Below are 23,262 nucleotides of genomic sequence, written 5' to 3'. Positions count from 1 at the left end.
TGCACCAGCCCGGCGCCGGATTAGCTCTCCAGCAGCCGCGCGCCGCGCCAGTCGCCGGACCGCACCAGTCCGCGTGCCGTGTCGGCCAGCACCACCCGCAGCGCCAGGGCGGCCGGCGACAGCTCGTCGTCAGACAGGCTGCAGAGCAGGTTCTTGCGCCCCACCTGCGGATCGTCGATCTGCGCCAGGTGGAAGCGGGTTTCCGCATCGGGATAGCGGCCCACGGCCGCCCACGGCTGCAGCGTGGCGCCAAAGCCCATGTCCACCGCGTCCATCAGCATGGCCAGCGAATCGACTTCCTGCACGATGCGCGGCGTCACCTTGGCGCGTGCGAACGCGGCGTCCAGCGTGCTGCGCAGCCCGTGAACGCCAGTCGGCATGATCAGCGGCACGTCGGACAGGTCCGTCATCGCGCGCATTGTGGGGGGATCGGCCTTGCCCTGGGGCAGCGTCTGGCGGGACTGGATCAGGAACAACGTCTCTTCCAGCAACGGCATCACCGTCCAGCGACGTGCCGCGTGGGTGCCGAACAGCACCGCCAAGTCGAGCTGCCGTGCATTGAGCATCGCGGTCAGGTGTCCCGACAGGCTTTCCACGATATGCAGGCGCACGTCGGGATAGCGCTCGCGCATGGCGCGAATCAGCGGTACGCCGATGACCGACGCGGTGGTGGGCGCCAGGCCCACGCTGACCGCGCCCGACAGCCGCGCCTGATGTGCGGCGCGGCGCGCCTGCTCGGCGTGGCGCAACGTGAGCTGTGCTTCGTGGAAGAAGGCCAGGCCGGCCTCCGTGGGCGTCACGCCCTGGGGTGTGCGGCGCAGCAGCCGTGTGGCGAGTTCGCTTTCCAGCCGGCTGATCTGCTGGCTGACCGCCGATTGCACCATGTCGAGTTCGAGCGCGGCACGGCTCATGCTGCCGAGCTCGACCACCCGCACGAAGTACTGAAGCTGGCGCAATTCCATCTGGCTCCCCCGGCTGGGCCGACTGGCCCGCGCCAGCGGGAATCGGCTTCGATGTTCTTGGGGGGTCTTATACCAGATACGCCGGCGGCGCGCGCCGGCTTGGGGGCTATGGGATCAAGGCGTGAAGCGTCAGGCTTCGTCGGCGCCGCTGTACCAGTCCACGGTCTGGTCCAGGTAGACCAGCCCCTTGTCGGCCAGCCCGGGGCGCATGTTGTACATGTCGACGCCCAGCACGCCCGAAGCCAGTTTGTCGCGCTTGCCGGCTTCCAGCGCCTCGCGTTCGGCTGCCTTGCGGGCGATCTCGGCGACTTGCGGACGCGCCACCACCACCACGCCGTCGTCGTCGGCCACGATCACGTCGCCGGGACGCACCTGGGCGCCGGCGCACACCACGGGCACGTTGACCGCGCCCACCGTTTCCTTGACGGCGCCCTGCGCCGACACCGCGCGCGACCAGACCGGAAAGCCCATCGCGTTGAGCGTGGAAACGTCGCGGCAGCCCGAGTCCAGGATCAGGCCACGTGCCCCGCGCGCCTTCAGCGACGTGGCCAGCAGGTCGCCGAACACGCCGTCGGTGCAGTCACTGGTCAGCGCCACCACCAGTACGTCGCCGGGCTGGATCATCTCCACGGCCACGTGGATCATCCAGTTATCGCCGGGATGCATCAGCGCCGTCACGGCACTGCCGGAGATGGCCGTGCCCGACTGGATCGGACGCAGGTACGGCTTCATCAGGCCGGTGCGGCGCTGGGCCTCGTGCACCGTGGCCACGCCATATTTGCCCAGCGATTCGATGTCGCGCGACTCGGCGCGCAGGATATTGCGATAGGCAACCGTTCTCATGCCAGAACCTCCGTCACTTGCGGGAAGACGCGGGCATAACCCTCGCCATGCAGAACCTTGCGATCCGAATTGCGCGTGGCCTGCGCGCCCCGTTGCAGCGCCACGCGGGTGTAGTACTCCCACAGGTGTTCCTGCGCGGCCATGGTCGTGAACGCGCGTTGCTTCTTTTCCCACACCGACGAGATGTCGAGCAGCACGTCGGGCTTCCAGTTGCATTGCTCGGGCTGGTGCGGCTCGAACAGGAATACCGGCGGCGCGCCGATCACCGGCACGTCGGGCTGGTAGCCGTGCGCCTGTGCGATGACCCGCGCTTCCTGTGCCACGTGCGTGGCCAGCGGATGATCGAAGTTGTAGATGTCTTCGCGCGAATGGCTCAGCACCAGCTCGGGGCGGATCTCGCGGTAGATATCGGCCAGGCGCAGCAGGGCCGCGTCGGGCACGCGCAGCGGGTAATCGCCCAGGTCGAAGCATTCAAGCGTGCCGCCCAGGATGTCGGCGGCGTGCTGGGCTTCTTCCAGGCGGGCGGCCTTGACGCGTTCGATCGTCATGCCCGGCTGGCGCCACATCTTGGCCGACTCGCCGCGCTCGCCAAACGACAGGCACACGATGCGCACGTGATAGCCGCGCTCGGCGTACAGCGCGATGGCACCGCCCGCGCGCCACACGAAATCGGCCGCGTGGGCGCTGACCACCAGGATCGACGGCTGGGTTGCTGGTTGCTGGGACATCTGGACTTCCTTGAATCTGTATCGGTGGAGGCGGTCAGTCGGCGGTAATGCCGGCCTTGCGAATCACGTTGTTCCACGTGGTGGTTTCGGTCCGCACGAACTGGCCGAACTGCTCGGGCGTGCCCGACACGATGGTCACGCCAAGCTGGCCCAGCTGCTTCTTCACTTCGGGATCGGCCAGTGCCGTGTTGGCGGCGGTGTTCAGTTGCTTGATGATCGGCGCGGGCGTCTTGGCCGGCGCGACCAGGCCCCACCACACCGATGCGGTGAAGTTCGGCAGGCCCTCTTCCTTCGACGTCGGCACGTTCGGCAATTGCGCCGAATGCTGGGCGCTGGCCACTGCCAGCGGCCGCAGCGTGCCGGCCTTGATATGCGACACCACTTCCAGCGGGTTGATCGGCATGAACGTGATGCGCTCGCCGATCAGGTCGGTGATGGCGGGCGAGCCACCCTTGTAGGGCACGTGCAGCACGTCGATGCCGGCGGTGTCCTTGAGCATTTCACCGGCCAGATGGCCCGAGCTGCCGTTGCCTGCAGACGCATAGCTGAGCTTGCCCGGCTGGGCCTTGGCCTGCGCGACCAGGTCCTTCAGCGACTTGATCGGCGACTTTGCCGGCACCACCACCACCAGCGATGCTTCGCCGATGCGCGCCACGGGTGCGAAGTCGGTGGCCGGGTTGAAGGTCAGCTTGCTGAACAGCGCCGCGTTGGTGGCCAGGCTGTTCGAGGCCATCATGATCGTGTAGCCGTCGGCCGGGGCCTTGGCCACGAAATCGAGGCCGATGTTGGTGCTGGCACCCGGGCGGTTGTCGACGATGATCGGCTGCTTGAGCAACTGGCTCATGCGCTGGCCCACCGAGCGCGCCACGATGTCCACCGCGCCGCCGGCGGCGTACGGCACCACCAGGCGGATCGGCTTGTCCGGATAGCTGTCGGCATGCGCCACCGGGGCGCCCAATGACAGGGCCGCCAGCGCGGCTGCCAGCAACGTTGCCATGATCGGGCGGCTCCCGCCCTGCGAATTACAAATACCAGCGAGCCCGCGCAGCATGTCGTCTCCAGTGTTGTTGTGAGGATGTGCTCGCATTCTGGGCGGGGGTCGTGATACTGTCCAATACGTTTTCAGATAGCTCGTTATTTCGATTCCCTATCAATGGACTTTCGCCAACTGCGTTATTTCGTGGCCGTGGCCGAGGCGCTGAGCTTCAGCGAGGCCGCCCGCCGGCTGCATGTGAGTCAGCCGCCGCTCAGCGTGCAGATCAAGGCGCTGGAAGATGAACTGGGCAGCGCACTGCTGGAGCGCTCGCGCCACCACGTGGCCCTGACACCGGCCGGTGAGCTGTTCCTGGACAAGGCGCGCGCGGCGCTGACCAACCTGGAACAGGCACGCGAGGTGGTCAAGCAGGTGGCGTCGGGCGAGGCTGGGGAAATCCGCGTCGGCTTCACTGCATCGGTGCCGATGCAGGACATGTTTCCGCGCGCCGTGCATTCGTTCCGCGAAGCCCATCGCAACGCCAAGCTGGAGCTGGTGCATATGTCCACGGGGCAGCAGTTGCAGCAGCTCGAGAACGGCGAGATCGACATAGCCTTCCTGCGGCCGTCTCCGCAGTTCCGGCCGCCAGCGACCATCACGGTGCGCGACGTGCTGGCCGACCGGCTCGTGGCGGTGTTGCCGGTAGCCCATCGTCTGGCGGGTGCCAGCGAGGACATCGATATCAGCGCGCTGTCACCGGAGCGGTTCCTGCTGTTCCCGCGCGGGCTCGGATGCGGGCTGTTCGATCATGTGACCACGCTGTGCAACCGTTCGGGCTTTGCACCCAACGTCGCGCAGGAAGCGCGTGAAGCCACCACGATCATTGGGCTGGTGGCTAGCGGCGCGGGGGTTTCGGTGTTGCCAGAGATTTATGCGCGGACGGGTATTCCGGGGGTGGCGTATCAATCGATCGCCGGACCTGATGCGGCGAGCCGTATCTTGATGGCGCATCGGGCCGAGGCGCTGTCACCGATCATGAAGCGGTTTGTGGGGTATTTCTGATGAGCTCAATCCGCGTTGACGGGCTCCCCTCTCCCGCCGTGCGGGAGAGGGGCTGGGGGTGAGGGCTGGCGGCGCAAATTGCGACACCTGTCGGCAAGCAGAACCTCGTTGCCCTCACCCCCAACCCCTCTCTCACTCCGTGGGAGAGGGGAGCAAAAAACAAGAGGGAGAGGGTGACGGAAAGCGAGAGCCCTACCCCTCCACCGGCTTCACCAGCCCGTCTGCGCGGAACATGGCCTTGATGCCGCGCACGGCCTGGCGGATGCGTGATTCGTTTTCGATCAGCGCGAAGCGCACGAACTCGTCGCCATAGTCGCCAAAGCCGATGCCGGGCGATACCGACACCTTGGCCTTGGCCAGCAGCTGCTTCGAGAACTCCAGCGACCCCAGCGCGCGGTACGGCTCGGGGATGCGTGCCCAGATGTACATCGACGCCTTCGGGATATCGACCGGCCAGCCCGCTTCGATCAGGCCGCGTGCCAGTACGTCGCGGCGCGCCTGGTATTGGGCGGCGATCTCCTTCACGCACTGCTGGTCACCTTCCAGCGCAGCGATGGCCGCCACCTGCAGCGGCGTGAACGTGCCGTAGTCATGATAGCTCTTGATGCGCGTCAGTGCCGCCACGAGGTCCGGATTACCCACCATGAAGCCGATGCGCCAGCCAGCCATGTTGTAGCTCTTGGACAGCGTGAAGAATTCCACGGCAATGTCCTTGGCGCCCGGCACCTGCATGATCGACGGCGCCTTCCAGCCATCGAACACGATGTCGGCGTAGGCCAGGTCGTGCACCACGAAGATGTCGTGCTTGCGCGCCAGCGCGATCACGCGCTCGAAGAAATCCAGCTCCACGCAGGCCGCCGTCGGATTCGACGGAAACCCCAGCACGATCATCTTGGGCTTGGGATAGCTGCCGCGAATCGCGCGCTCCAGCTCGGCAAAGAAATCGATGCCCGGCGTGAGCGGCACCGACCGGATATCGGCGCCGGCAATCACCGCGCCGTAGATATGGATCGGGTAGCTCGGATCGGGCACCAGCACCGTGTCGCCCCGGTCCAGCGTAGCCAGCATCAGGTGCGCCAGCCCTTCCTTCGAGCCGATCGTGACAATCGCTTCCTTGTCCGGATCGATGTCCACCGCGTAGCGGTCGCGGTACCAGTGCGAGATGGCGCGACGCAGGCGCGGAATGCCCTTCGACGCCGAATAGCCATGGGTATCGGGCCGCTGCGCGGCATCCACGAGCTTGGCCACAATATGGGGCGGCGTGGCACCGTCGGGGTTGCCCATGCTCATGTCGATGATGTCCTCGCCACGGTGGCGGGCGGCCATCTTGAGCTCGGCGGTGATATTGAAGACGTACGGGGGGAGACGATCGATGCGCGCAAAGCGGCGCTTGCCGGATTCGGCGGTCATGAGGGTAGTCCTTTACGTAAGCGCCCGGAACCGTCCGAGCGACGTCGTGGCCGTTGTCTCGGCCACTGCGGACTGATAGTAGCCAGCCGTTTGCCTTTGCGCAACAGGCCGGCGAGAAAAATCAGAACATGCCGCCTGGCGGGCTGGTAGGACGGTCCGCCGGCAGGTTGCGTACGATGCAGTCCAGCGCGTCGGCGTTGGACTGGGCGCCGCCGAACGTGCCCGCGATGGAATCGCGATACTGGGGCACGCTGATGCGGTTGTAGTACAGCCGTGAAGTCTGGTCGAGCCAGTAGACGTAGTTGCTGTCGCTGTCGTCAGACCCGCTGCGCAGCCATTCGCCCAGCGGCTGGCTGCCCAGCCGCGTGTTGGCGCAGACGTCCTGAACGCGGTCCAGATAGCTGTTGAGGCCGCGCGCCTCGTAGTTGCGGAACGAATCGGGCGCGCAGGCCGCCAGTCCGATCGAAGCAGTCAGTACGGCAATCAGAGACAGCGGCAGCGGGCGATGGCTCGGCATGGCAAGGTCCGTGGATGGGCGTGTTCGCAGTGTAGCTGCGCCGCCGCCCCACGCAAACCATACTTTGGGTTCAGTCGTCGATCGTTTCGTGAACGGCGGCATTGCCGCGCTTCCAGTAGGCCGATGCGCGGATGCGCGTCTTGTGGACGCCGCGCTCGTTCACCAGGTACTGGCGCACCTCGCGCATGGCCGCCGCCTCGCCGGCCGCCCACACATAGCCCTCGCCTTCCGGCAGGCTCAGCCAGCGCAGCGTGGGCGTGAGCTGGCTGCCTTCCGGAGCGTCTTCGCCGTGCTCGTTCCGATGTTCGTCGCGATGGATCCAGTGCACCTCGGCCAGCGGGCCGGTAGCCAGCGCGATGCGCGCCGATTCGTCCGCCACCTCGGCCACCACGATCACGCGCGCATCCGGGCCCAGTTCCTCGACGCGGCGCGCGATGGCTGGCAACGCCGTGTCGTCGCCAATCAGCAGGTGCCAGTCGAACCCATGCGGAATCACGAACGACCCGCGCGGGCCGCCCACGCCCAGGTACTGGCCGGGCTGCGCCTGCGCGGCCCAGGTTGACGCGGGGCCATCGCCATGCAGCACGAATTCGATATCGAGTTCACGCGCGGCGTTGTCGTAGCGTCGCGGCGTGTAGTCGCGCGCCTGCGGACGGGGCTGGCCTTCCGGAAACGAGATGCCTTCCGGGCCCACTTGCGGCAGCACCGGCTGGCCGGTGGCAGCCTCGGGGAAGAACACCTTGACGTGGTCATCGAACGATCCGGAAATGAAATCGGCCAGATCGTCGCCGGTCAGCGTCACGCGCAGCAATTGCGGCGACATCTTGCGCGTGCGCAGCACCTTGAGCAGGCGCATCTTCAGCGGATGGCGCACGCGTTGTACGGTCAGGTCGCGGGTTTCGCTCATACTCAGGTCTCCGGTTGGTCGTTGTCGCTGCGTTCGATCTCGTCGACAGCGCGTTCCAGGATGGCGGCGATACGGCGCTGCTCGTCGGCCGTCGCACCGCTGCGCATCATCAGCATCTGCTTCAGGCGTCCACGCGCACGTATCAGCTCGGGTGTCCAGCCGCCCTCGTCCACGTCGCGCTGCGGCTGTCCGCTCATGGCACGGCGCATGACGTCCATCTTGCGGGCCACATGCTGCAGGCGCGCCACCATCTGCTCCAGCCGAGCGCGGTTCTGGTCCAGGTGCGCGCGGCCGGCTTCCGACAACTGGTAGCGCTTCTTGTTGCCTTCCAGGTCCACCGTGGCGTAGCCCACGTCTTCCAGGAAGGTCAGCGCGGGATACACCACGCCCGGGCTCGGTTTGTAGAAGCCGCCAGTGCGTGTTTCCAGCGCCTTGATCAGTTCGTAGCCGTGCGACGGCTTTTCGTCGAGCAACGACAGCAGCAGCAGTTGCAGATCTTCCGCGCTGAACTTGCGGCCGCGGCGCAGGTTGTCGCCATCAAAGCCGTCACCGCCGTCGAAATCACCACCGCCGCCTTGCGACCAGAAGCCGCCGCCGCGTCCCATCATGCCCATCAGCTTCATCGCCATCATGGCGCGGGCGCCGCCATGGTGTTTGCCGTGCTGGCCGCAATGGCCACCGTGTTCCCTGTGACCGAATTGGTGTCGCATTCTTCACTCCGCTATGTCGTAAGACGTATCGTAAGATATATATCGTACGATATAAAGTCAAGCCGGAATTTAGCCTTGGTGTCGAACGGGCAGTTGCTGTCACAATGCAAGTCACTCGGCGACGGCCACTAGAGACAACCCCGACGGAGACATGCAAATGCAGAAACAGGTGGAATTCTTCTTCGACTTTGGCAGCCCCTATTCGTATCTGGCCTACAAGGAACTGCCGCGCGTGGCGGCGCGCACCGCCGCGGCCATCGTCTGGCGGCCGATGCTGCTGGGGGGCGTGTTCAAGGGCACGGGCAACCATAGCCCGATGGAGATTCCGGCCAAGAGCGATTGGTCGCAGCACGACCTGCAGTGCTGGGCCGCCCGCTATGGCGTGCCGTTCCGGCACAACCCGCATTTCCCGGTCAACACGCTGGCGCTGATGCGCGGCGCGATCGGCTACCAACGCAAGGGCGATGCCGAGTTCCACCGCTATGTGGACGCGATCTACAGCGCGATGTGGGAAACGGGCAGGAACCTCAACGACCCGATGGAGATCGGCAAGGTGCTGGTGGAGGCGGGACTGGACCCGCGCGAGGCGCTGGCGATGCTGGACGACCCCGAGGTCAAGGCCGAACTGAAACGCGTGACCGAGGAAGCCGTGGCGCGCGGCATCTTTGGCGCGCCCAGCTTCTTCGTGGAAGGCAAGCTTTACTGGGGCAACGACCGGCTGCTGTTCGTCGAGGAACAACTGGCCGGCTGATGCCCTGTTGCTACGTCAGGCCAGCCGGAACGTAGCCACGGCGGCTGCCAGATGGTTGGCCTGCGATTCGAGCGAATCGGCGGCGGCCGCCGCCTGCTCCACCAGCGCGGCGTTCTGCTGGTTCACCTGCTCCATCTGCGACACGGCCTCGCTGACCTGCGTGATACCGCTGGACTGCTCGATCGACGCGGCCGAGATCTCGCTCACGGTATCGGCCAGGCGCTTCACGGCGGCCACGATTTCCTCGATGGTGCTGCCGGCCTGCTCCACCTGCTGGGTGCCGGCGTCCACCTTGCCTACCGACGAATCGATCAGGCCCTTGATTTCCTTGGCGGCATTGGCGCTGCGTTGCGCCAGGCTGCGCACCTCGCCCGCCACCACCGCAAAGCCACGGCCTTGCTCACCGGCCCGCGCGGCTTCCACTGCGGCGTTCAGCGCCAGGATATTGGTCTGGAACGCGATACCGTCGATCACGCCGATGATGTCGACGATCTTCTGCGAGCTCGTGTTGATCTCGCTCATCGTATGCACCACGCCGCGCACCACCTCGCCGCCACGCGCGGCCAGGTCCGCCGCGTTGCGCGCCAGGCCGCTGGCATGGGTGGCGCTTTCCGCGTTGTTGCCAACGGTCGACGTCAGCTGCTCCATGCTGGCCGCCGTTTGTTCCAGTGCCGACGATTGTTCCTCCGTGCGCGACGACAGGTCGGTGTTGCCGGCGGCAATCTCGCGCGCGCCGACCGTCACCGCATCCGAGCCCAGGCGCACCTTGGACACGGTCTGCGTCAGGCCGGCCTGCATGCGCGACAACGCGTCGAGCAACTGGCCGATTTCATTGCGGCCCGCCTGCGGCACCTTGATCGTCAGGTCGCCATCGGCCACGCGCATGATCAGGTCGCGCGCCTGGTTCAGCGGCGTCACCACCAGGCGGCGCAGTGCCAGGTGCACCGCGACGATCATCGCGACCGACATGGCCAGCCCCACGCAAACCAGCAGGATCACGCGATTCAGCCGCGTCCGGCCTTCGGCCATTGCATCGTCGTTGAGCTTGGAGGCGAACTGCTGGAAGCGTTCCACGCCGGCCGAGTACTTGGCACCCGACGACGTGATGTCCTTGTCGTTGATGGCAGCGTAGCCATCGGGGTCGCCGCCGCGCAGCGCGTCGAGGCCACGCTGCACCACGTCCATGTGGGCGCGGCCCGCGGCCACGATGTCGTCGCGCGTGGAAGCGTCCTGCTCGCGGATGGCCGGCGCTTTGTCAAACGCGTCGAGTTCATCCTTCGACTTGCTGATCGACTTCTGCGCGCTGGCCAGCGCGTCGGCGTTGACCTGTCCGCTGGCCTTGGCCGAACTGTAAGCACGCGTGAGCGCCGAGCGGGCGCGCGTCATGTCCTTGTAGGCGTCGTTGATCAGCAAGGCGCGCGACGCAATCACGTGGATGCGTTCCGCGGAATCGCTGCTGGCGCTTAGCTGGCTGACGCCAAGCACGGCGCCAAAAATGATCATCAGGCCAAAAATCACAAGCGTCGCCAGCAGTCCGTGGCGAATACTCAGGTTGTTCATCGGGGGGCTCTAAACGTATGGGTTCAGCCCAGCTTTACGTCTTGCGCCCTGAAACCTTGAGACCTCCGATGCACACTCTTTGCGTTACATCAAATTGCAGGCTAGACATGCGATGTAAACGCCACTTTGAGCCCACTTTCACGGCTAGACGTACGCAATCAGGCGACCGGCACAGATGACCAGCGCCCAGGTCACCAGCGACAGCACGGCGCACACACGGGCCAGTGGCGGCGGCGCGCGCAGCGTTTCCCAGCCGCCCTGCCCGGCGTGCAGCGACCGGTACGGGCCGGCGTGAAACCACGCGGCATTGGCCAGGCCGAACACGATCAGGCCCAGCTTGATCAGGAACGCGCGATTGGCGATCAGTTCGTCGGCATGCGCCACGAACAGCAGCACCCCGCTGGCCACGATCACCACGAAGCCGACCAGCGACGCCGGCAGGGCATGGCGCAACAGCAGCGTCACCGGCAACTGACGGCCAAACCCGGCCAGGCGCAGATCCACGACCACGATCGATCCGAACAACAGGGCCATGCCGGCCAGGTGCAGGATTTCACAGACGGGATAGGCCCAGGCCGACGCCCGCAGCCATACCGCGAATGGCGCCGCCGAAAGCTGACCGGCCCAGGCATCGAGCGATGCCATCGGTCAGCGCAGTTCCACGGTCTGGCCGCCGTCGAACGTGATGCGCTCCACGCGCATCTCGTCGGCCTTTTCCTTGCTGGCGTAGCCAACCATCGTGACCTGCTTGCCCACGGCCACCTTCTCCGCCGTGGCGCCGCGCGATTCCATGCGCGACACCGGGGCCAGCACGGCCAGCCAGCGCTTGCCCTGCACGTCGACGCGGATGCTCGCGTGCGGGTTCTCGTAGTGCGTCTCCACGATCTTGCCGGTCACGGTAAGCGGCTTCGTTTCGTCATAGGTCGACCAGCCGTGATGGGCGATGGCGGGCAGGCTGGCCAGCGCCGTCGCGGCGGCCGCGCTGGCGGCAAGTCGGGACACCTTGATACGCAGGAACGTCATGGCAGCACTCCTTTGCTTGGGAATCGGGAGGATCGGGGACACCCAACCCATCGTAGATGACCGAGGCCGGAGCGCAAGGAGGAGCATCCCGCACGCCGTGTTACGCTGTGGGCGGCTCTGTCCCGCCTGACATCCGGGCGCTTTCCCGCGACTTCACGCAATCACCACGCACTTCCACGCGTTCCAGAACATGTCCTTCGCCTTTGATCTGCCGCCAGCCGCGCGCCCGGGCCAGCCGGCCGACACCATCGACACCCCCTCGCTGGTCCTGGACCTCGATCTCTTCGCCACCAATCTTGACCGCATGCAGGCCGCGGCCGACCGGCGCGGCATCAAGCTCCGCCCGCATGCCAAGGCCCACAAGTGCCCCGACATCTCGCTGGCGCAGATTGCGCGCGGCGCGGTGGGCATCTGCTGCCAGAAGGTCACCGAAGCCATTCCCTTCATGCAGGCAGGCGTGCGCGACATCCATATCAGCAATGAAGTGGTCGGGCCGACCAAGGCAGCGCTGCTGGCGGAACTGGCGCGCCATGCACGGCTGAGCGTGTGCGTGGACGACTTGACGCAGGTCGACACGCTGGCCGCCGCCACCGCCGCGGCCGGCACGCGGCTCGATGTCTTCGTCGAGGTCAACGTGGGCCAGGGGCGCTGCGGCGTCACCGATCCGGCCGCGATGCTGAAATTGGTGGAGCGCATCGCCGCGCATGGCCAGTTGACGATGCGCGGGCTGCAGGCCTATCACGGCGGTATCCAGCATCTGCGTGGCTGGGCCGAACGAAGCGACGGCGCCGCGCGCGCCGCCGATCGCGCCGGCAGCTTCATCGCACGGCTGGAGGCAGCCGGTGTGCCATGCGAAGTGGTGACGGGTGGCGGCAGCGGCAGCGTCGAGTTCGACATGGGCAGCGGCGTGTACACCGAGATCCAACCGGGCTCGTACGTGTTCATGGACGCCGACTATGGCGCCAACACCTATGGGGGAGCGCTGCGCTTCGAGCACAGCCTGTTCGTCGCGACGGCAGTGATGAGCGTGGCGGCGGGAGATCGCGTCGTGGTGGATGCGGGGCTGAAGTCGCTGGCTGTGGATTCGGGGCTGCCCTGGATCTGGGCCAATGGCAAGCAATCGGGCACGCTCGACTATGTGGCCGCCAACGACGAACACGGCATCGTGATGCCGAAGCATGAAGACATGGTCGGAAAGTTGCCCGCGCTGGGTAGCCGCATGATGCTGGTGCCGGGGCATTGCGATCCCACGCTGAACCTCCATGACGAGATCGTGGGCATCCGGGCGGGCGTGGTGGAAAGTGTCTGGCCGATTTCGGCGCGCGGCCTGAGCCGCTAGTCGGGCAACGCGCGAGTCGGGCTCAGGCTCGTCCTCGCGCTTATCCTCGGGCTCAGGCGAACTGGGCCACCAATTCGTCCAGGTCGGCCGGCACCCAGGCGGCGCCGGACCATCGTTCGAAGCGCAGTTCCGGCAGCGGGATCGCACTCAGCGTGCCGATCCAGTCGGTGGGCGCCGCGCCGCAGCGCAGGCCGCTGGCGACCATCGTCATTGCCTCGGGGACATCGATGTCGGCCACGCGCGTGACCGTGGGCCACGGCAACAGCCGGATATCGCGCTCGGGCAAGCCAAACCGGTAGAGCCCGAAGCGCGCATGCAGCGCGGCACGCGACAGCGTTTGCCTGGCGTGGCTCAACCCGTCGTCGCGTGTGGCGGACGGGTCCCATTGCTGATTGCGCGAGAACCAGAGGATCTCGTCGCCCGAACGCGGGGCCGCCGCATGGGATACGGCCGGCATGAGCCGCCCCGAGCGCGCAATGGCGACCAGCGGGGTACCTACCGTGTAATGCCAGACGTAATCCGTTTCTTGTTCCATGTGCAGCTCCTGCGAACGCCCTTCCGCCTACCACTTTGGTGGCGGGCTGCCCCGTTTACAAGCAAGGTCACGGCTTGTTGCGACCGCAACAAAAATGGCGCAAGAGGTTCTCGGTTTCGCGTCACTACCCTGCAGGCGAGAACTGGCGCGGCTTCCCCGGAAATCATCAACGCTCGCTGCTTTGGCGAAGCTATCTGTGTTTTGAGGGAAACGTCTAAAACCTTAGCACACCGCGTGGTGCATCGCAGCAGAAATTACGGCCTTGCGCGATGGAACAAGCGTTCGGATATGCACATTTCTTGATCGTGTCCATGTATGCAATGTGTGTACATGGAGTACCAAAAACGCGAATGCCGGTATCGGAAATCTTGTGATCCGTGTCACCGGGGTGACCTGTCCGCTGCTTACGCTGCGGCTTCGCATCGCACGCCATGTGGTGCAGCTTGCCCCTCCCCGCACGAGACAAAGACCATGACCGAAGCCATCCGAACCGTTGCCTGGCGGCGCCCGCTGGGCGCGCTGGCCGCCCTGCTGCTCTGCACGGCCCTGACCGCCTGCGGCGGCGACAGCGACAACAACACGCCGCCGAACAACCCGGGCACGCCGAGCACCGGCACGCCCGAGGTGAAGCCGCAAATGAAGTGCGCGCCCTGATTGCCGCGTCACGCTCCATCGCCAATCCATAGATCCGCGCATCCGAACTTCAGGCAACCCGACATGACTTCCAGCAGCCGACGCAATTTCCTCAAAATGGCCGGTGGCAGCGCCGCCGCCACCGCCGCCCTCTCCGCCTTTCCGCCGGCCATCCGCCGCGCGCTGGCCATTCCGGCCAATAACGCGACCAAGTCCATCCGCGACGTGGAATACGTGGTGATCCTGATGCAGGAGAACCGCTCGTTCGACAACTACTTCGGCACCATGAACGGCGTGCGCGGCTTTGGCGACCGTTTTCCGATTCCGGTGGCCGGCGGCCGCAACGTCTTCGAGCAGACCTACGCCAACGGCAACAACAAGCGCATCGTGCTGCCGTACCACCTGGACCAGACCGCCGGCAACGCGCAGCGCGTCAACGGCACCCCGCACAGCCAGCCCGACGCGCAGGCCGCGTGGGACCTGGGCCGCATGAGCGCGTGGCCGACGTCGAAGCAGCTGCAGTCGATGGGCTACTACACCAAGCAGGAACTGACGTTCCAGTACGCGCTGGCCGATGCCTTCACGTTGTGCGATGCCTACCACTGCAGCTTCCATGGCGGCACCAACACCAACCGCCTGTTCCACTGGACCGGCACCAACGATCCGTTCGGCACCCACGGCGGCCCGGTCATCGACAACCGCGGCGATTCGCTGGACGCCACGGCCATCAACTACACCTGGACGACCTATCCGGAACGCCTGCAGACCGCCGGCGTGACCTGGAAGGTCTACCAGAACATGCCGGACAACTTCACCGACAACCCGCTGGCCGGCTTCCAGCAATACCGCGCCGCCAACACCGCGCGTGGCAACGCCGCCAACGGTTCGCCGTACCCGGCCTACACGCCGGCCGACGACACGACCAATCCGCTGTTCAAGGGCATCGGCAACACCATGCCCGATGGCGGCTTCCTGCAGTCGCTGCGCGACGATATCGCGGCCGGCACGCTGCCCCAGGTCTCCTGGATCGTCGCACCGGCCACGTATTCGGAGCACCCCGGACCGTCGAGCCCGGTGCAAGGCGCCTGGTACACCCAGCAGGTGCTCGACGCGCTGACGGCCAATCCCGACATCTGGAGCCGCACTGTCCTGCTGATCAATTTCGACGAGAACGACGGCTTCTACGACCACGTGCCGCCCCCGTGCGCACCGGCGCTTGACGCGTCGGGCAAGCCCGTCGGCTACACGTCGATGGATGCGTCCACCGAGTACTACAGCGTCGACAAGACCCCGTTCGGCCCCGGCCCGCGCGTGCCGATGTACGTGGTGTCGCCGTGGAGCCGAGGCGGCTGGGTCAACTCGCAGGTGTTCGACCACACGTCGGTGCTGCGCTTCCTGGAACAGCGCTTTGGCGTGGCCGAGACCAACATCAGCGAGTACCGCCGCGCCGTCATGGGCGACCTGATGTCGGCATTCGACTTCATCAATCCCAATGGCAACGCCGCGCTGGGCATCACGCCGCTGACCAAGACCGGCGCCGACGCCGACCGCACCGCGCAGGAAGCCAAGGCGCAGGTCCCCACGCCCACCGTGACCGCCCAGACCATGCCCAAGCAACTGGGCGGCACGCGGCCGTCGCGCGCCCTGCCCTATTCGCTGCACACCAGCGGACTGGAAGAGCCGGCCACCAACACCTTCTGGCTGCGTTTCAAGAACGATGGCCAGCAGGCCGCCGTGTTCCATGTCTATGACCGCCTGCACCTGGGCGATGTGCCGCGTCGCTACGCGATCGAAGCCGGCAAGTCCTACGACGCCAAGATCGATGTGAGCGGCAACGGCGGACGCTACAACTTCTGGGTGCTGGGTCCGAACGGCTACCACCGCGCGTTCGTGGGCGACATCACGGCGCAGAAGTCCGCCGGCGGCGGCGCCGCACCCGAAATCCGCGTCTGCTATGACGAAGCCGGGGCCCAGGTCTGGCTCACGCTGATCAATCGCGGCAGCACGTCGTGCACGTTCACGGTCAAGCCCAATGCCTACCGCAAGGACGGCCCGTGGACGTTCGAAGTGCCCGCCGGCAAGGAACTGGACCAGCACTACCCCGTGGGCATCCAGGCCAACTGGTACGACTTTTCGGTGACCACGCCACAGGGCGGGTTCAGCCGCCGCTTTGCCGGCCGGCTCGAGAACGGTACCCACACCACGTCCGATCCGGAAATGGGTGGCTGATCTGGGTGGCTGATGCCCCTGCCGCAAACGCTCTCCGGCGCCAGCCGGAGAGCGTGCAAGAACCGCTTACCTGCCCTGCGCCAGATCCATGATCATGCGCGTCTCCAGGTACAAGCGGCGCGGAATGGCATCGACCAGCACGTATTCGTCAGCGTTCGTGTGGTAGTTGAAGCCGGGCAGGCCCATCCCCTCCAGCACGGGCTTGCCCGTCAGCGCCGCATAGGCCGCGTCGCTGCCGCCGCCGGTGCGCGTGCTGGCGATGGAGATCTTGCCGCCCACCTCCTCGTAGATGGCCCGGCCCTTGGCTGCCAGCGCCTGGCCCTTGGTGCTCGCGTTGAACGCCGGACGCCCGCGCTTCATGTCGATGTCGATCTGGGACCCTTGAAGCCGCTTGCGCTGTGCACGCTCGGCGAGCATGGCGACGATGGCGTCGTAGTCGTCATTGCGGCCGTAGCGCATGTCGGCCGTCAGCTTGGCCACGTCCGGAATCGCGTTCGATGCCGACCCCGCCGATGCCAGCGTCCAGTTGAAGCGGATCTCGCGGCCCTTGTCGTCGATATCCTGCGTGCGCAGGATCAGGTCGGCCGCCTCGGTCAGCGCATTAACGCCCAGTTCGGGCGCCACCCCCGCGTGCGATGCCACGCCCTTGACCGTGACTTCCGCATGGGCAATGCCGGAAGTCGCCATGCCAAAGCTTTCCGAACCGTCGACGGCGGGCTCATGGGACAACACGTAGTCATGCGACGCCGACAACTGCTGGATCAGGTCGCGCGAGCCGAACGACCCGATCTCCTCGTCCGTGTTGAACATCACGGTGATCGTGGCCGTACTGCCGGAAGCCCCGCGCGTTCAGCATGGCCAGCGCATGCAGGATGACGGCGATGCCAGCCTTGTCGTCGGCAATACCCGCCCCGTAGGCGCGGTTGCCGTCGATCTGGAATGGCGCCCGGGCCAGCGATCCGCGCGGATACACGGTATCCATATGCGCCATCAGCAGGATCTTCGCGCCGCCGGTGCCCTGGAACGTGCCGACGATGTTCTCGCCCACGCCGCCTGCGGCGGCGGCGTGGCGCGTCACGGTGGCACCGAGATCTCCGAGGCGCCCCGGAACCAGGTAATCGCCCATCTCCTTCATGCCGACGGCGTCGTTGGGCCCCGTTTCGATATTGACCAGCGCCTCAAGCGTTTGCAGCGTGGCGGCCTGTTCGGCCCGGGACGCGGTATCGAGCGCGCTGTCGTAGGTGGGTGGCGATGCGGCGCTGTCCGAACAGCCGTAAGACACCGCCATGGCGGCGGCGATAGCCACCGCACCGAGTAACCTCTTGTGCATCGTGTTGTACTCCTGAATGAATGAATCCCCCTCGGCGTCGGTGCTGTTCTTGAAGTCTTCCGCACCGTGAGGCGGCATTATTGCCAGCCGCTCTCCGGCACGGATTGACGGTGCGCATGGATTCGTCACGCTGTCACAATTCCGCCTTATAGTCCGCCGCTATTGCATGAGTCCCGGAACCCCAATGCTTGGCGATCTGCTGATGACCTTCTACGAGGTGGCACGACAGGGCAGCATCACCACGGCCGCGCGCCAGCTACGCGTGAGCCAGCCCACGGTGACCGGCCGCATCCGCCAGCTGGAGGAGCTGTACGGCGTGGAACTGTTCCACCGCCGCGCCAGCCGGGTGGACCTGAGCGACGTGGGCGTGGCGTTGATGCCGCTGGCCGAGCAAATCATGCAGCAGGAGAGCAATGCCGATTTCCTGCTGCGCAACGCGGGCAACCTGCGCTTTGGCAACCTGCGGATCGGCGCCACTGGCCCCTACTACATCCTGCGCAGCGTGGCGGCGTTCCGGCAGCGCTATCCGGCCATCGAGATCAGCATCGAGATTGGCAATTCCAAGCAGATGATCGACGCGCTGTACGAGTACCGCATCGACGCAGCGGTGTCGTCGCATGCGCTGGACGACGACCGCCTGCACCGCGTGACGCTGGCCGCCGACCCGATGGTGCTGGTGGTGCATCCCGTGCATCCGCTGGCGCGCCGGCCGCGGGTGGAGGTGGCCGAGCTGTCGGCCTGCCACCTGCTGGTGCGCGAACAGGGGTCGATGACGCGCGAGGCCACCGAGGCGTCGTTGCGGGCGGCCGGCGCGGACATGCCGTCGCATACCGTGATCGGCAGCCGCGAGGCCATCTGCGAGGCGATTCGCCACAACCTCGGCGCCAGCGTGATGCCCGAGGGCGAGGTGCCGCGCGATCCGGCGCTGGTGGTGGTGCCGTTTGCCAGCCAGGCACCGGTCATCCACGAATACCTGTACTGCCTGGCCGGGCGCCGCCACACGCGGCTGGTGGGCGCGCTGCTGGAATGTCTGGTGCCGCCCGTTGGCATCGGCGCCCAGCGTTGCGAGGCGCCGCCGCCAGCGCCTATATTGAACTGACCCGCCCCCACGCCCCCGCCAATGACCGTTCCGGTCTCCTCTAGCTTTCCAGAGTACGACCAGCTGCTGACGCTGCTGGAACTGGGAGCCCCGTGGTTCGAGACCCGCACCGCATGCCACGTTGATGCGCTGGGCCACACGTTCGACGTGCACGTGGCCAGCCTGGGTACGCGTTCTCCCGACGCGCCGGCCATCGGCATCTTCGGCGGCATCCACGGCCTGGAGCGCATCGGCACGCAGCTTGTGCTGGATTACATGCGGTCGCTGCTGTGCCGGCTGAGCTGGGACGAATTGCTGCATCGGCAACTGGAAACGGTGCGGCTGGTGTTCATGCCGATCGTCAACCCGGGCGGCATGTACGTGGCCACGCGTGCCAATCCGAACGGGGTGGACCTGATGCGCAATGCGCCGCAGAATGCCGATGCCAGGGTGCCGTTTCTGGCCGGCGGCCAGCGTATTGGCGCTTGGCTGCCCTGGTACCGGGGCCGGGCGGACGCGCCGATGGAGGCGGAAAGCATGGCGTTGCTGCGCGTGGTGGAGTCCGAGCTGCTGCCGCGCCCGCTGAGCTTTGCCGTGGATTGCCATTCGGGCTACGGCTGGCGCGACAGCATCTGGTTTCCGTATGCGCGCACGCACACGCCGATGCCGCACCTGCCGGAGATGTATCTGCTCAAGACCATGTTCGAACAGGCCCATCCGCACCACGGCTACGCATTCGAGCCGCAAAGCCACCAGTACCTGCTGCATGGCGACCTGTGGGACTACGCCTACGACCGCACGCCGCCGGCCTGCCTGTTCCTGCCGATGACGCTGGAACTGGGCTCGTGGCTCTGGATCAAGAAGAATCCGCGCCAGCTTTTCTCGCGCGCAGGCATCTTCAATCCGATCAAGGCCCATCGCACCGCGCGCGTGCTGCGCCGGCATGTGAGCCTGTTCGACTTCCTGGGCCGCGTGGCAGTGGCGCCGGAGCGCTGGCTGCCGCAAGGCGCGCACCGCCAGCATCTGCTGGAGCAGGCCAGCGCGCACTGGCGCAATGGCAAGCCCGTGCCATGAGCGGCTGGATCTTCCTGCGCGGCCTGACGCGCGAGTCGCGCCACTGGGGCGACCTGCCGAGCCGCTGGACGGCCCATGGCCTGCCCCCGCCGCTGATGATCGACCTGCCGGGCAACGGCAATGCACGCCACCAGCCAATTCCCGGCACCATCCGGGGCATGACCGAAGCCGTGCGCGCCGCCGCCCACGCATCGAACCGCAACGGCCCCTGGCGCATCCTGGCGATGTCGCTGGGCGCGATGGTAGCCACCGACTGGGCCGAGGCCTGGCCCGCCGAAGTGGGCGGCCTGGTGCTGGTCAATACGAGCATGCGGCCGTTCAGCCGCGCCACGGAGCGGCTGCGGCCGCGCAACTGGGCCGCGCTGCTGGGTATGGCGCAACACTGGCACGACCGCGCACGCTGCGAGCGCACCATTCACCGGTTGACCTGCGAGCGGCTGGACACGCGCGACGCCGACCTGGCGCGCTGGGTCGAGATCGGCCAGAGCGCACCGGTGTCGCGCTACGCGGCCTGGCAGCAACTGCTAGCGGCGGCGCGCTTCTCCGCGGGGTCAGCGGCGCCGGCCTGCCCCACCTTGATCGTGTCGTCCGACGCCGACCGGCTGGTCAACCCATCGTGCTCGATCCGGCTGGCCACCGCGTGGAGCGCCGAACATGCACGCCACCCCTGGGCCGGCCACGACCTGCCGCACGACGACCCGCAATGGCTCTGCGAAACGGTGGGTGCGTCGGCGCCCGGCCAATAAAAAACCGCCCGGTGGCAGGGCCATCGGGCGGTTTGTCGTGCGTTGCGGGCTGGTGTTACAGCGATCCGCAGGTAACTTGCGAGTCCATCAGCGCCTTGGCGCGCTGGTTGCACAGTGCGCCAAGCAGTGTCTCGGCCGCTGCGTCCAGCCGTTCATGGGTGCCGAACAGCCGCGCCGCGATCAGGCCGCTTTGCAGCGATCCGTAGATCACCTGCGCCAGCATCGCCGGTGGCACCGGGTACGGCGTTTCACGCTCGCGCTGGCCACGTTCCAGCAGCTTGGTCAGCCACGCCTCGTTGATCCGGTAGAAATCCTTGAGCACATGGTGCACCGACTCCGGCAGGCTCAGGATCTCGGTGGACAACATGCCGGCCAGGCAGATCTGCCCCGAGCCGCAGGTCTGGCGCAGCGGGTCCAGGTACAGCTTGGCCTGTTCCAGCACCGGCAGGCTGTCGTCGATGCCAGCCAGCCGCGCGGAAATGCGCCGGCTGTACTCCTGCACCGCTTCCAGGACCAGATCGTCCTTGGCCGGGAAGTAATAGTGGATGCTTGACGTCTTGACCCCCACCAGCTCGGCCAGGTCGCGATAGCTGAACCCATTGGCGCCACGGCTGCGGATCAAGACCAGCGTATGTTCGAGCAGTTGCTCGCGGACGGGTTGCGTTTTCATGGCTGCACTTTATCTACACGAAGATAGATACTCAACCGGGATTTTCCCGGAGTCAATCTTCCGGCGGATCAGGCCAGTACCTGCACCACCACTGTGATGGCTGCACCACTGGCGGCACATAGCGCCAGCCATCCGCCCAGGACCAGGGCATCGTGTCCCACTGCTTTCATGGTAGTTCGCCTGCAAAAAGCAGACGGGCACCCTTGTGGGGTGCCGTCTGCATTACTTCATCACCAGGTCATGGTGAAACTTCTTCGATCGGCCGATCAGGCCAGGGCGCCGTCGGTGTAGACGTCGGTCGAGCGGGCACCGTCAAAGTACGGGTTGCGCGGACCGTTGCCACGGGCGCCGTCCAGGTACGGATCGACAGTGCGGCCCGGGCTTGCCGAAACACCCTTGGTGTCCAGGCCGGCTACGAAGCGGGCGCCATCAAGGTACGGGTCGGCGGTGCGGGCACCGTCGCTAAAGCCGTCGCGGTTGGTGATGCGGGCACCGTCGGTGTAGACGTCACGCGAACCGATGCTGGCAACCAGGCCGTCGCGGTTGGTGACGCGGGCACCGTCGGTGTAGACATCACGCGAACCGATGCCGGCAACCAGGCCATCACGGTTCGTTACGCGGGCACCGTCGGTGAAGGCATCGCGGTTGCCGATGCGGGCGCCGTCGGTAAAGGGGTCACGGTTGCCGATGCGGGCGCCGTCAGTGAAGGTGCTGCGTTGGTCGTTCACACGATACGAATAACCGTAGGCTTCACCGGTCGGCTGCGAGGCTTGGGCTGCGCCCGTTACGAAAGCGGCTGCGAGGGCGGCGGCGGTCAGGATGGTCTTGGCGTTCATGATGCTCTCCTTGCGATGCCGGGCGATCTGGTTCGTTGTCGATCGCGTGGCAATGGGTTCGTGCTGCAATTTCAGCGGTCTGTCCCGGCCTGCCTTGCAAGCTGCTATCTACTGATAGATAGATAACCGGGATTTAAAAAAGACCGCTTCCGGTACTGAAACTGCCTGGTGTTGCTTGGACCGTCTCGCCTCTTCCGTTCCGTTTTTTCTTCCGGTTCGTCAGCTGCGTCGCTGTCCATGGCTCGAATACTATCTACCCGTAGATAGATAAGCAAGGAGAAATTCATGACTGGGCTCAAAAAGATTTCTATCAGAGCCATAGAGCGCGTTTATTTCGTAGATATCCGATTGATTTGTATCGGTTTTTTTCAGCGCAAGCCAAAGCACAGCAGACAAACCTGCTTCCCATTGGCCCCGCAAGTGCTACGGTTATCACACCTGCCCTCGCTGTTTGCCGAATTCCCATGCCATCGACGCCGAACGACCGCCGCCCTGCCCACTTCAAATACCGGCGCTGGTTCGCGGGGGCGCTGGGCCTGGCCGGGCTGGCGGTGATGGCGGGCGTCGGCAGGCTGCTGTTGTACCGGGCCATCGAACGCGAGGCATTCGTCCCGGGCCAGGTCGGCACCCTGCGCCCGGACGACCTGGGCGTGACGTCGCGCCAATTCACGTTCGAGAGCGGCGACCGCGCGTTGCACGCATCGTGGGTGGCGGCGGCCAATCCGGCGGCGCCAGCGCTGGCCGTCTTCCATGGCGACGAGGAATGCCTGGCGGACTGGGCGCCCGTGCAGGCGCTGCTGCATGCCGCCGGCATCAGTTCCTTCGTGTTCGACTACAGCGGCTATGGCACCAGCACCGGCACGCCGAGCGTGGCCCATCTGCGCGAGGACGCGCTGGCCGCGTTTGCGCAGTTCCGCGCGGCTACACCGCAGGCGGCGCGGCACTATGTCATGGGCTATTCGCTGGGCAGCGGCGTGCTGCTCGATGTGCTGGATGGCCTGCGGCCGTTGCCGGACGGGCTGGTGATCGGAGCGGGATTCTGTTCGGCGCGCGCGGCGGCGGTGGCCACCGGCCTGGTACCGCGCTGGCTGGCGTGGGCGCTGCCTAATCCGTGGGACAACGTGGCGCGGCTACGCATGTCGAAGCTGCCGCTGATGCTGATTCACAGCCGGCGCGACGAAACCATCCCGTTCCGCCAGGCCGAGCACCTGGTCCGCGCGGCACGGGGGCCGAGCCGGCTGGTGGTATTCGAGAACCTGCCGCACAACGCGGCCATCGAGACGCCCTTCATGAAGGCCTTCTGGGCGCCCGTGATCGCATGGCTGCAGGGCGGCCGGCTGTAAGCG

The 23,262-nt window shown here is 66.2% G+C and carries 25 protein-coding genes; 9 read left to right on the top strand and 16 right to left on the bottom strand.

The window, feature by feature from the left end; translation table 11 throughout:
- Positions 1-20: 20 nt before the first annotated feature.
- From MFF62_RS12355 to MFF62_RS12340, 4 genes are all read right to left on the bottom strand, one after another.
- Complete coding sequence (locus tag MFF62_RS12355) at positions 21-962, bottom strand: LysR family transcriptional regulator (protein WP_238263404.1); 942 nt, start codon at positions 960-962, stop codon at positions 21-23.
- A gap of 129 nt (positions 963-1,091) precedes the next feature.
- A complete protein-coding gene (locus tag MFF62_RS12350) occupies positions 1,092-1,805 on the bottom strand; it encodes a 4-carboxy-4-hydroxy-2-oxoadipate aldolase/oxaloacetate decarboxylase (protein WP_238263403.1) in 714 nt (237 codons plus the stop codon).
- Positions 1,802-2,533, bottom strand: a complete 732-nt coding sequence (locus MFF62_RS12345) for a PIG-L deacetylase family protein (RefSeq protein WP_238263402.1) — start codon at positions 2,531-2,533, stop codon at positions 1,802-1,804. The genes MFF62_RS12350 and MFF62_RS12345 overlap by 4 nt, the downstream gene beginning before the upstream one ends.
- 34 nt (positions 2,534-2,567) lie before the next feature.
- A complete protein-coding gene (locus tag MFF62_RS12340) occupies positions 2,568-3,584 on the bottom strand; it encodes a tripartite tricarboxylate transporter substrate binding protein (RefSeq protein WP_238263401.1) in 1,017 nt (338 codons plus the stop codon).
- Positions 3,585-3,686: 102 nt separating this feature from the next.
- On the opposite strand from MFF62_RS12340, the gene MFF62_RS12335 reads away from it, so the two are divergent.
- Complete coding sequence (locus tag MFF62_RS12335) at positions 3,687-4,568, top strand: LysR substrate-binding domain-containing protein (protein ID WP_238263400.1); 882 nt, start codon at positions 3,687-3,689, stop codon at positions 4,566-4,568.
- Positions 4,569-4,760: 192 nt separating this feature from the next.
- Here the strand turns inward: MFF62_RS12335 and alaC are convergent, their stop codons facing one another.
- The 4 genes from alaC to MFF62_RS12315 form a co-directional block, all read right to left on the bottom strand.
- Positions 4,761-5,978, bottom strand: a complete 1,218-nt coding sequence (gene alaC / locus MFF62_RS12330; RefSeq protein WP_238263399.1) for an alanine transaminase — start codon at positions 5,976-5,978, stop codon at positions 4,761-4,763.
- A gap of 121 nt (positions 5,979-6,099) precedes the next feature.
- Entirely contained in the window at positions 6,100-6,495 is a 396-nt protein-coding gene (locus MFF62_RS12325; RefSeq protein WP_238263398.1) for a hypothetical protein, read from the bottom strand.
- Positions 6,496-6,565: 70 nt separating this feature from the next.
- Entirely contained in the window at positions 6,566-7,402 is an 837-nt protein-coding gene (locus tag MFF62_RS12320; protein WP_238263397.1) for a siderophore-interacting protein, read from the bottom strand.
- 2 nt (positions 7,403-7,404) lie between these two features.
- Positions 7,405-8,112 carry a PadR family transcriptional regulator gene (locus MFF62_RS12315; RefSeq protein WP_238263396.1) on the bottom strand — a complete coding sequence of 236 codons (708 nt, stop codon included), beginning with the start codon at positions 8,110-8,112 and terminating at the stop codon, positions 7,405-7,407.
- 157 nt (positions 8,113-8,269) lie between these two features.
- Here MFF62_RS12315 and MFF62_RS12310 point away from each other — a divergent pair, with 157 nt between their 5' ends.
- Positions 8,270-8,863: a 2-hydroxychromene-2-carboxylate isomerase gene (locus tag MFF62_RS12310; protein ID WP_238263570.1), complete on the top strand. Its 594-nt coding sequence runs from the start codon at positions 8,270-8,272 to the stop codon at positions 8,861-8,863.
- A 15-nt stretch (positions 8,864-8,878) separates the two neighbouring features.
- Here the strand turns inward: MFF62_RS12310 and MFF62_RS12305 are convergent, their stop codons facing one another.
- From MFF62_RS12305 to MFF62_RS12295, 3 genes are all read right to left on the bottom strand, one after another.
- Positions 8,879-10,423 carry a methyl-accepting chemotaxis protein gene (locus MFF62_RS12305; protein WP_238263395.1) on the bottom strand — a complete coding sequence of 515 codons (1,545 nt, stop codon included), beginning with the start codon at positions 10,421-10,423 and terminating at the stop codon, positions 8,879-8,881.
- Positions 10,424-10,567: 144 nt separating this feature from the next.
- The gene (locus tag MFF62_RS12300; RefSeq protein WP_238263394.1) at positions 10,568-11,068 is read right to left on the bottom strand and encodes a DUF6644 family protein; all 501 of its coding nucleotides are present in this window, start codon (positions 11,066-11,068) and stop codon (positions 10,568-10,570) included.
- Between the two features lie 3 nt (positions 11,069-11,071).
- Complete coding sequence (locus MFF62_RS12295; RefSeq protein WP_238263393.1) at positions 11,072-11,446, bottom strand: DUF6152 family protein; 375 nt, start codon at positions 11,444-11,446, stop codon at positions 11,072-11,074.
- Positions 11,447-11,636: 190 nt separating this feature from the next.
- Between MFF62_RS12295 and MFF62_RS12290 the strand changes: the two genes are divergently transcribed.
- Entirely contained in the window at positions 11,637-12,785 is a 1,149-nt protein-coding gene (locus MFF62_RS12290; RefSeq protein WP_238263392.1) for a DSD1 family PLP-dependent enzyme, read from the top strand.
- Positions 12,786-12,837: 52 nt separating this feature from the next.
- Here MFF62_RS12290 and MFF62_RS12285 read toward each other — a convergent pair whose 3' ends face one another.
- Positions 12,838-13,320 carry a hypothetical protein gene (locus MFF62_RS12285; RefSeq protein ID WP_238263391.1) on the bottom strand — a complete coding sequence of 161 codons (483 nt, stop codon included), beginning with the start codon at positions 13,318-13,320 and terminating at the stop codon, positions 12,838-12,840.
- Positions 13,321-13,791: 471 nt separating this feature from the next.
- Between MFF62_RS12285 and MFF62_RS12280 the strand changes: the two genes are divergently transcribed.
- Together MFF62_RS12280 and MFF62_RS12275 are read left to right on the top strand one after the other, a co-directional pair.
- Entirely contained in the window at positions 13,792-13,974 is a 183-nt protein-coding gene (locus MFF62_RS12280; RefSeq protein ID WP_238263390.1) for a hypothetical protein, read from the top strand.
- Between the two features lie 63 nt (positions 13,975-14,037).
- Positions 14,038-16,182 (top strand): phosphocholine-specific phospholipase C, encoded by a 2,145-nt coding sequence (locus MFF62_RS12275; RefSeq protein ID WP_238263389.1) that lies wholly within the window; start codon positions 14,038-14,040, stop codon positions 16,180-16,182.
- Positions 16,183-16,248: 66 nt separating this feature from the next.
- Here the strand turns inward: MFF62_RS12275 and MFF62_RS12270 are convergent, their stop codons facing one another.
- Positions 16,249-16,992 carry a M20/M25/M40 family metallo-hydrolase gene (locus MFF62_RS12270; protein WP_283205334.1) on the bottom strand — a complete coding sequence of 248 codons (744 nt, stop codon included), beginning with the start codon at positions 16,990-16,992 and terminating at the stop codon, positions 16,249-16,251.
- On the bottom strand, positions 16,919-17,590 hold the full coding sequence (locus tag MFF62_RS30780; RefSeq protein WP_283205333.1) for a M20/M25/M40 family metallo-hydrolase: 672 nt from the start codon (positions 17,588-17,590) through the stop codon (positions 16,919-16,921). Before MFF62_RS30780 ends, MFF62_RS12270 begins: the two co-directional genes overlap by 74 nt.
- A gap of 106 nt (positions 17,591-17,696) precedes the next feature.
- On the opposite strand from MFF62_RS30780, the gene MFF62_RS12265 reads away from it, so the two are divergent.
- The 3 genes from MFF62_RS12265 to MFF62_RS12255 are packed head-to-tail and all read left to right on the top strand — an operon-like array spanning position 17,697 to position 20,410.
- Entirely contained in the window at positions 17,697-18,611 is a 915-nt protein-coding gene (locus MFF62_RS12265) for a LysR substrate-binding domain-containing protein (RefSeq protein WP_238263388.1), read from the top strand.
- 21 nt (positions 18,612-18,632) lie between these two features.
- Positions 18,633-19,664: a M14 family zinc carboxypeptidase gene (locus MFF62_RS12260; protein ID WP_238263387.1), complete on the top strand. Its 1,032-nt coding sequence runs from the start codon at positions 18,633-18,635 to the stop codon at positions 19,662-19,664.
- Positions 19,661-20,410, top strand: a complete 750-nt coding sequence (locus MFF62_RS12255) for an alpha/beta fold hydrolase (protein WP_238263386.1) — start codon at positions 19,661-19,663, stop codon at positions 20,408-20,410. Before MFF62_RS12260 ends, MFF62_RS12255 begins: the two co-directional genes overlap by 4 nt.
- A 55-nt stretch (positions 20,411-20,465) precedes the next feature.
- Here the strand turns inward: MFF62_RS12255 and MFF62_RS12250 are convergent, their stop codons facing one another.
- Together MFF62_RS12250 and MFF62_RS12245 are read right to left on the bottom strand one after the other, a co-directional pair.
- Positions 20,466-21,080, bottom strand: coding sequence for a TetR/AcrR family transcriptional regulator (locus MFF62_RS12250; RefSeq protein WP_238263385.1), 615 nt, complete (start codon positions 21,078-21,080; stop codon positions 20,466-20,468).
- 266 nt (positions 21,081-21,346) lie between these two features.
- Positions 21,347-21,916: a copper resistance protein CopQ gene (locus MFF62_RS12245; protein WP_238263384.1), complete on the bottom strand. Its 570-nt coding sequence runs from the start codon at positions 21,914-21,916 to the stop codon at positions 21,347-21,349.
- A gap of 464 nt (positions 21,917-22,380) precedes the next feature.
- On the opposite strand from MFF62_RS12245, the gene MFF62_RS12240 reads away from it, so the two are divergent.
- Positions 22,381-23,259, top strand: a complete 879-nt coding sequence (locus MFF62_RS12240; protein WP_238263383.1) for an alpha/beta hydrolase — start codon at positions 22,381-22,383, stop codon at positions 23,257-23,259.
- Positions 23,260-23,262: the final 3 nt, after the last annotated feature.

The organism is Cupriavidus pauculus (genome assembly GCF_022179805.1).
Classification (GTDB): Bacteria; Pseudomonadota; Gammaproteobacteria; order Burkholderiales; family Burkholderiaceae; genus Cupriavidus; species Cupriavidus pauculus_E.
Note: the sequence above shows the minus strand (reverse complement) of the source record. Positions and strands in the feature narration are given on the sequence as shown.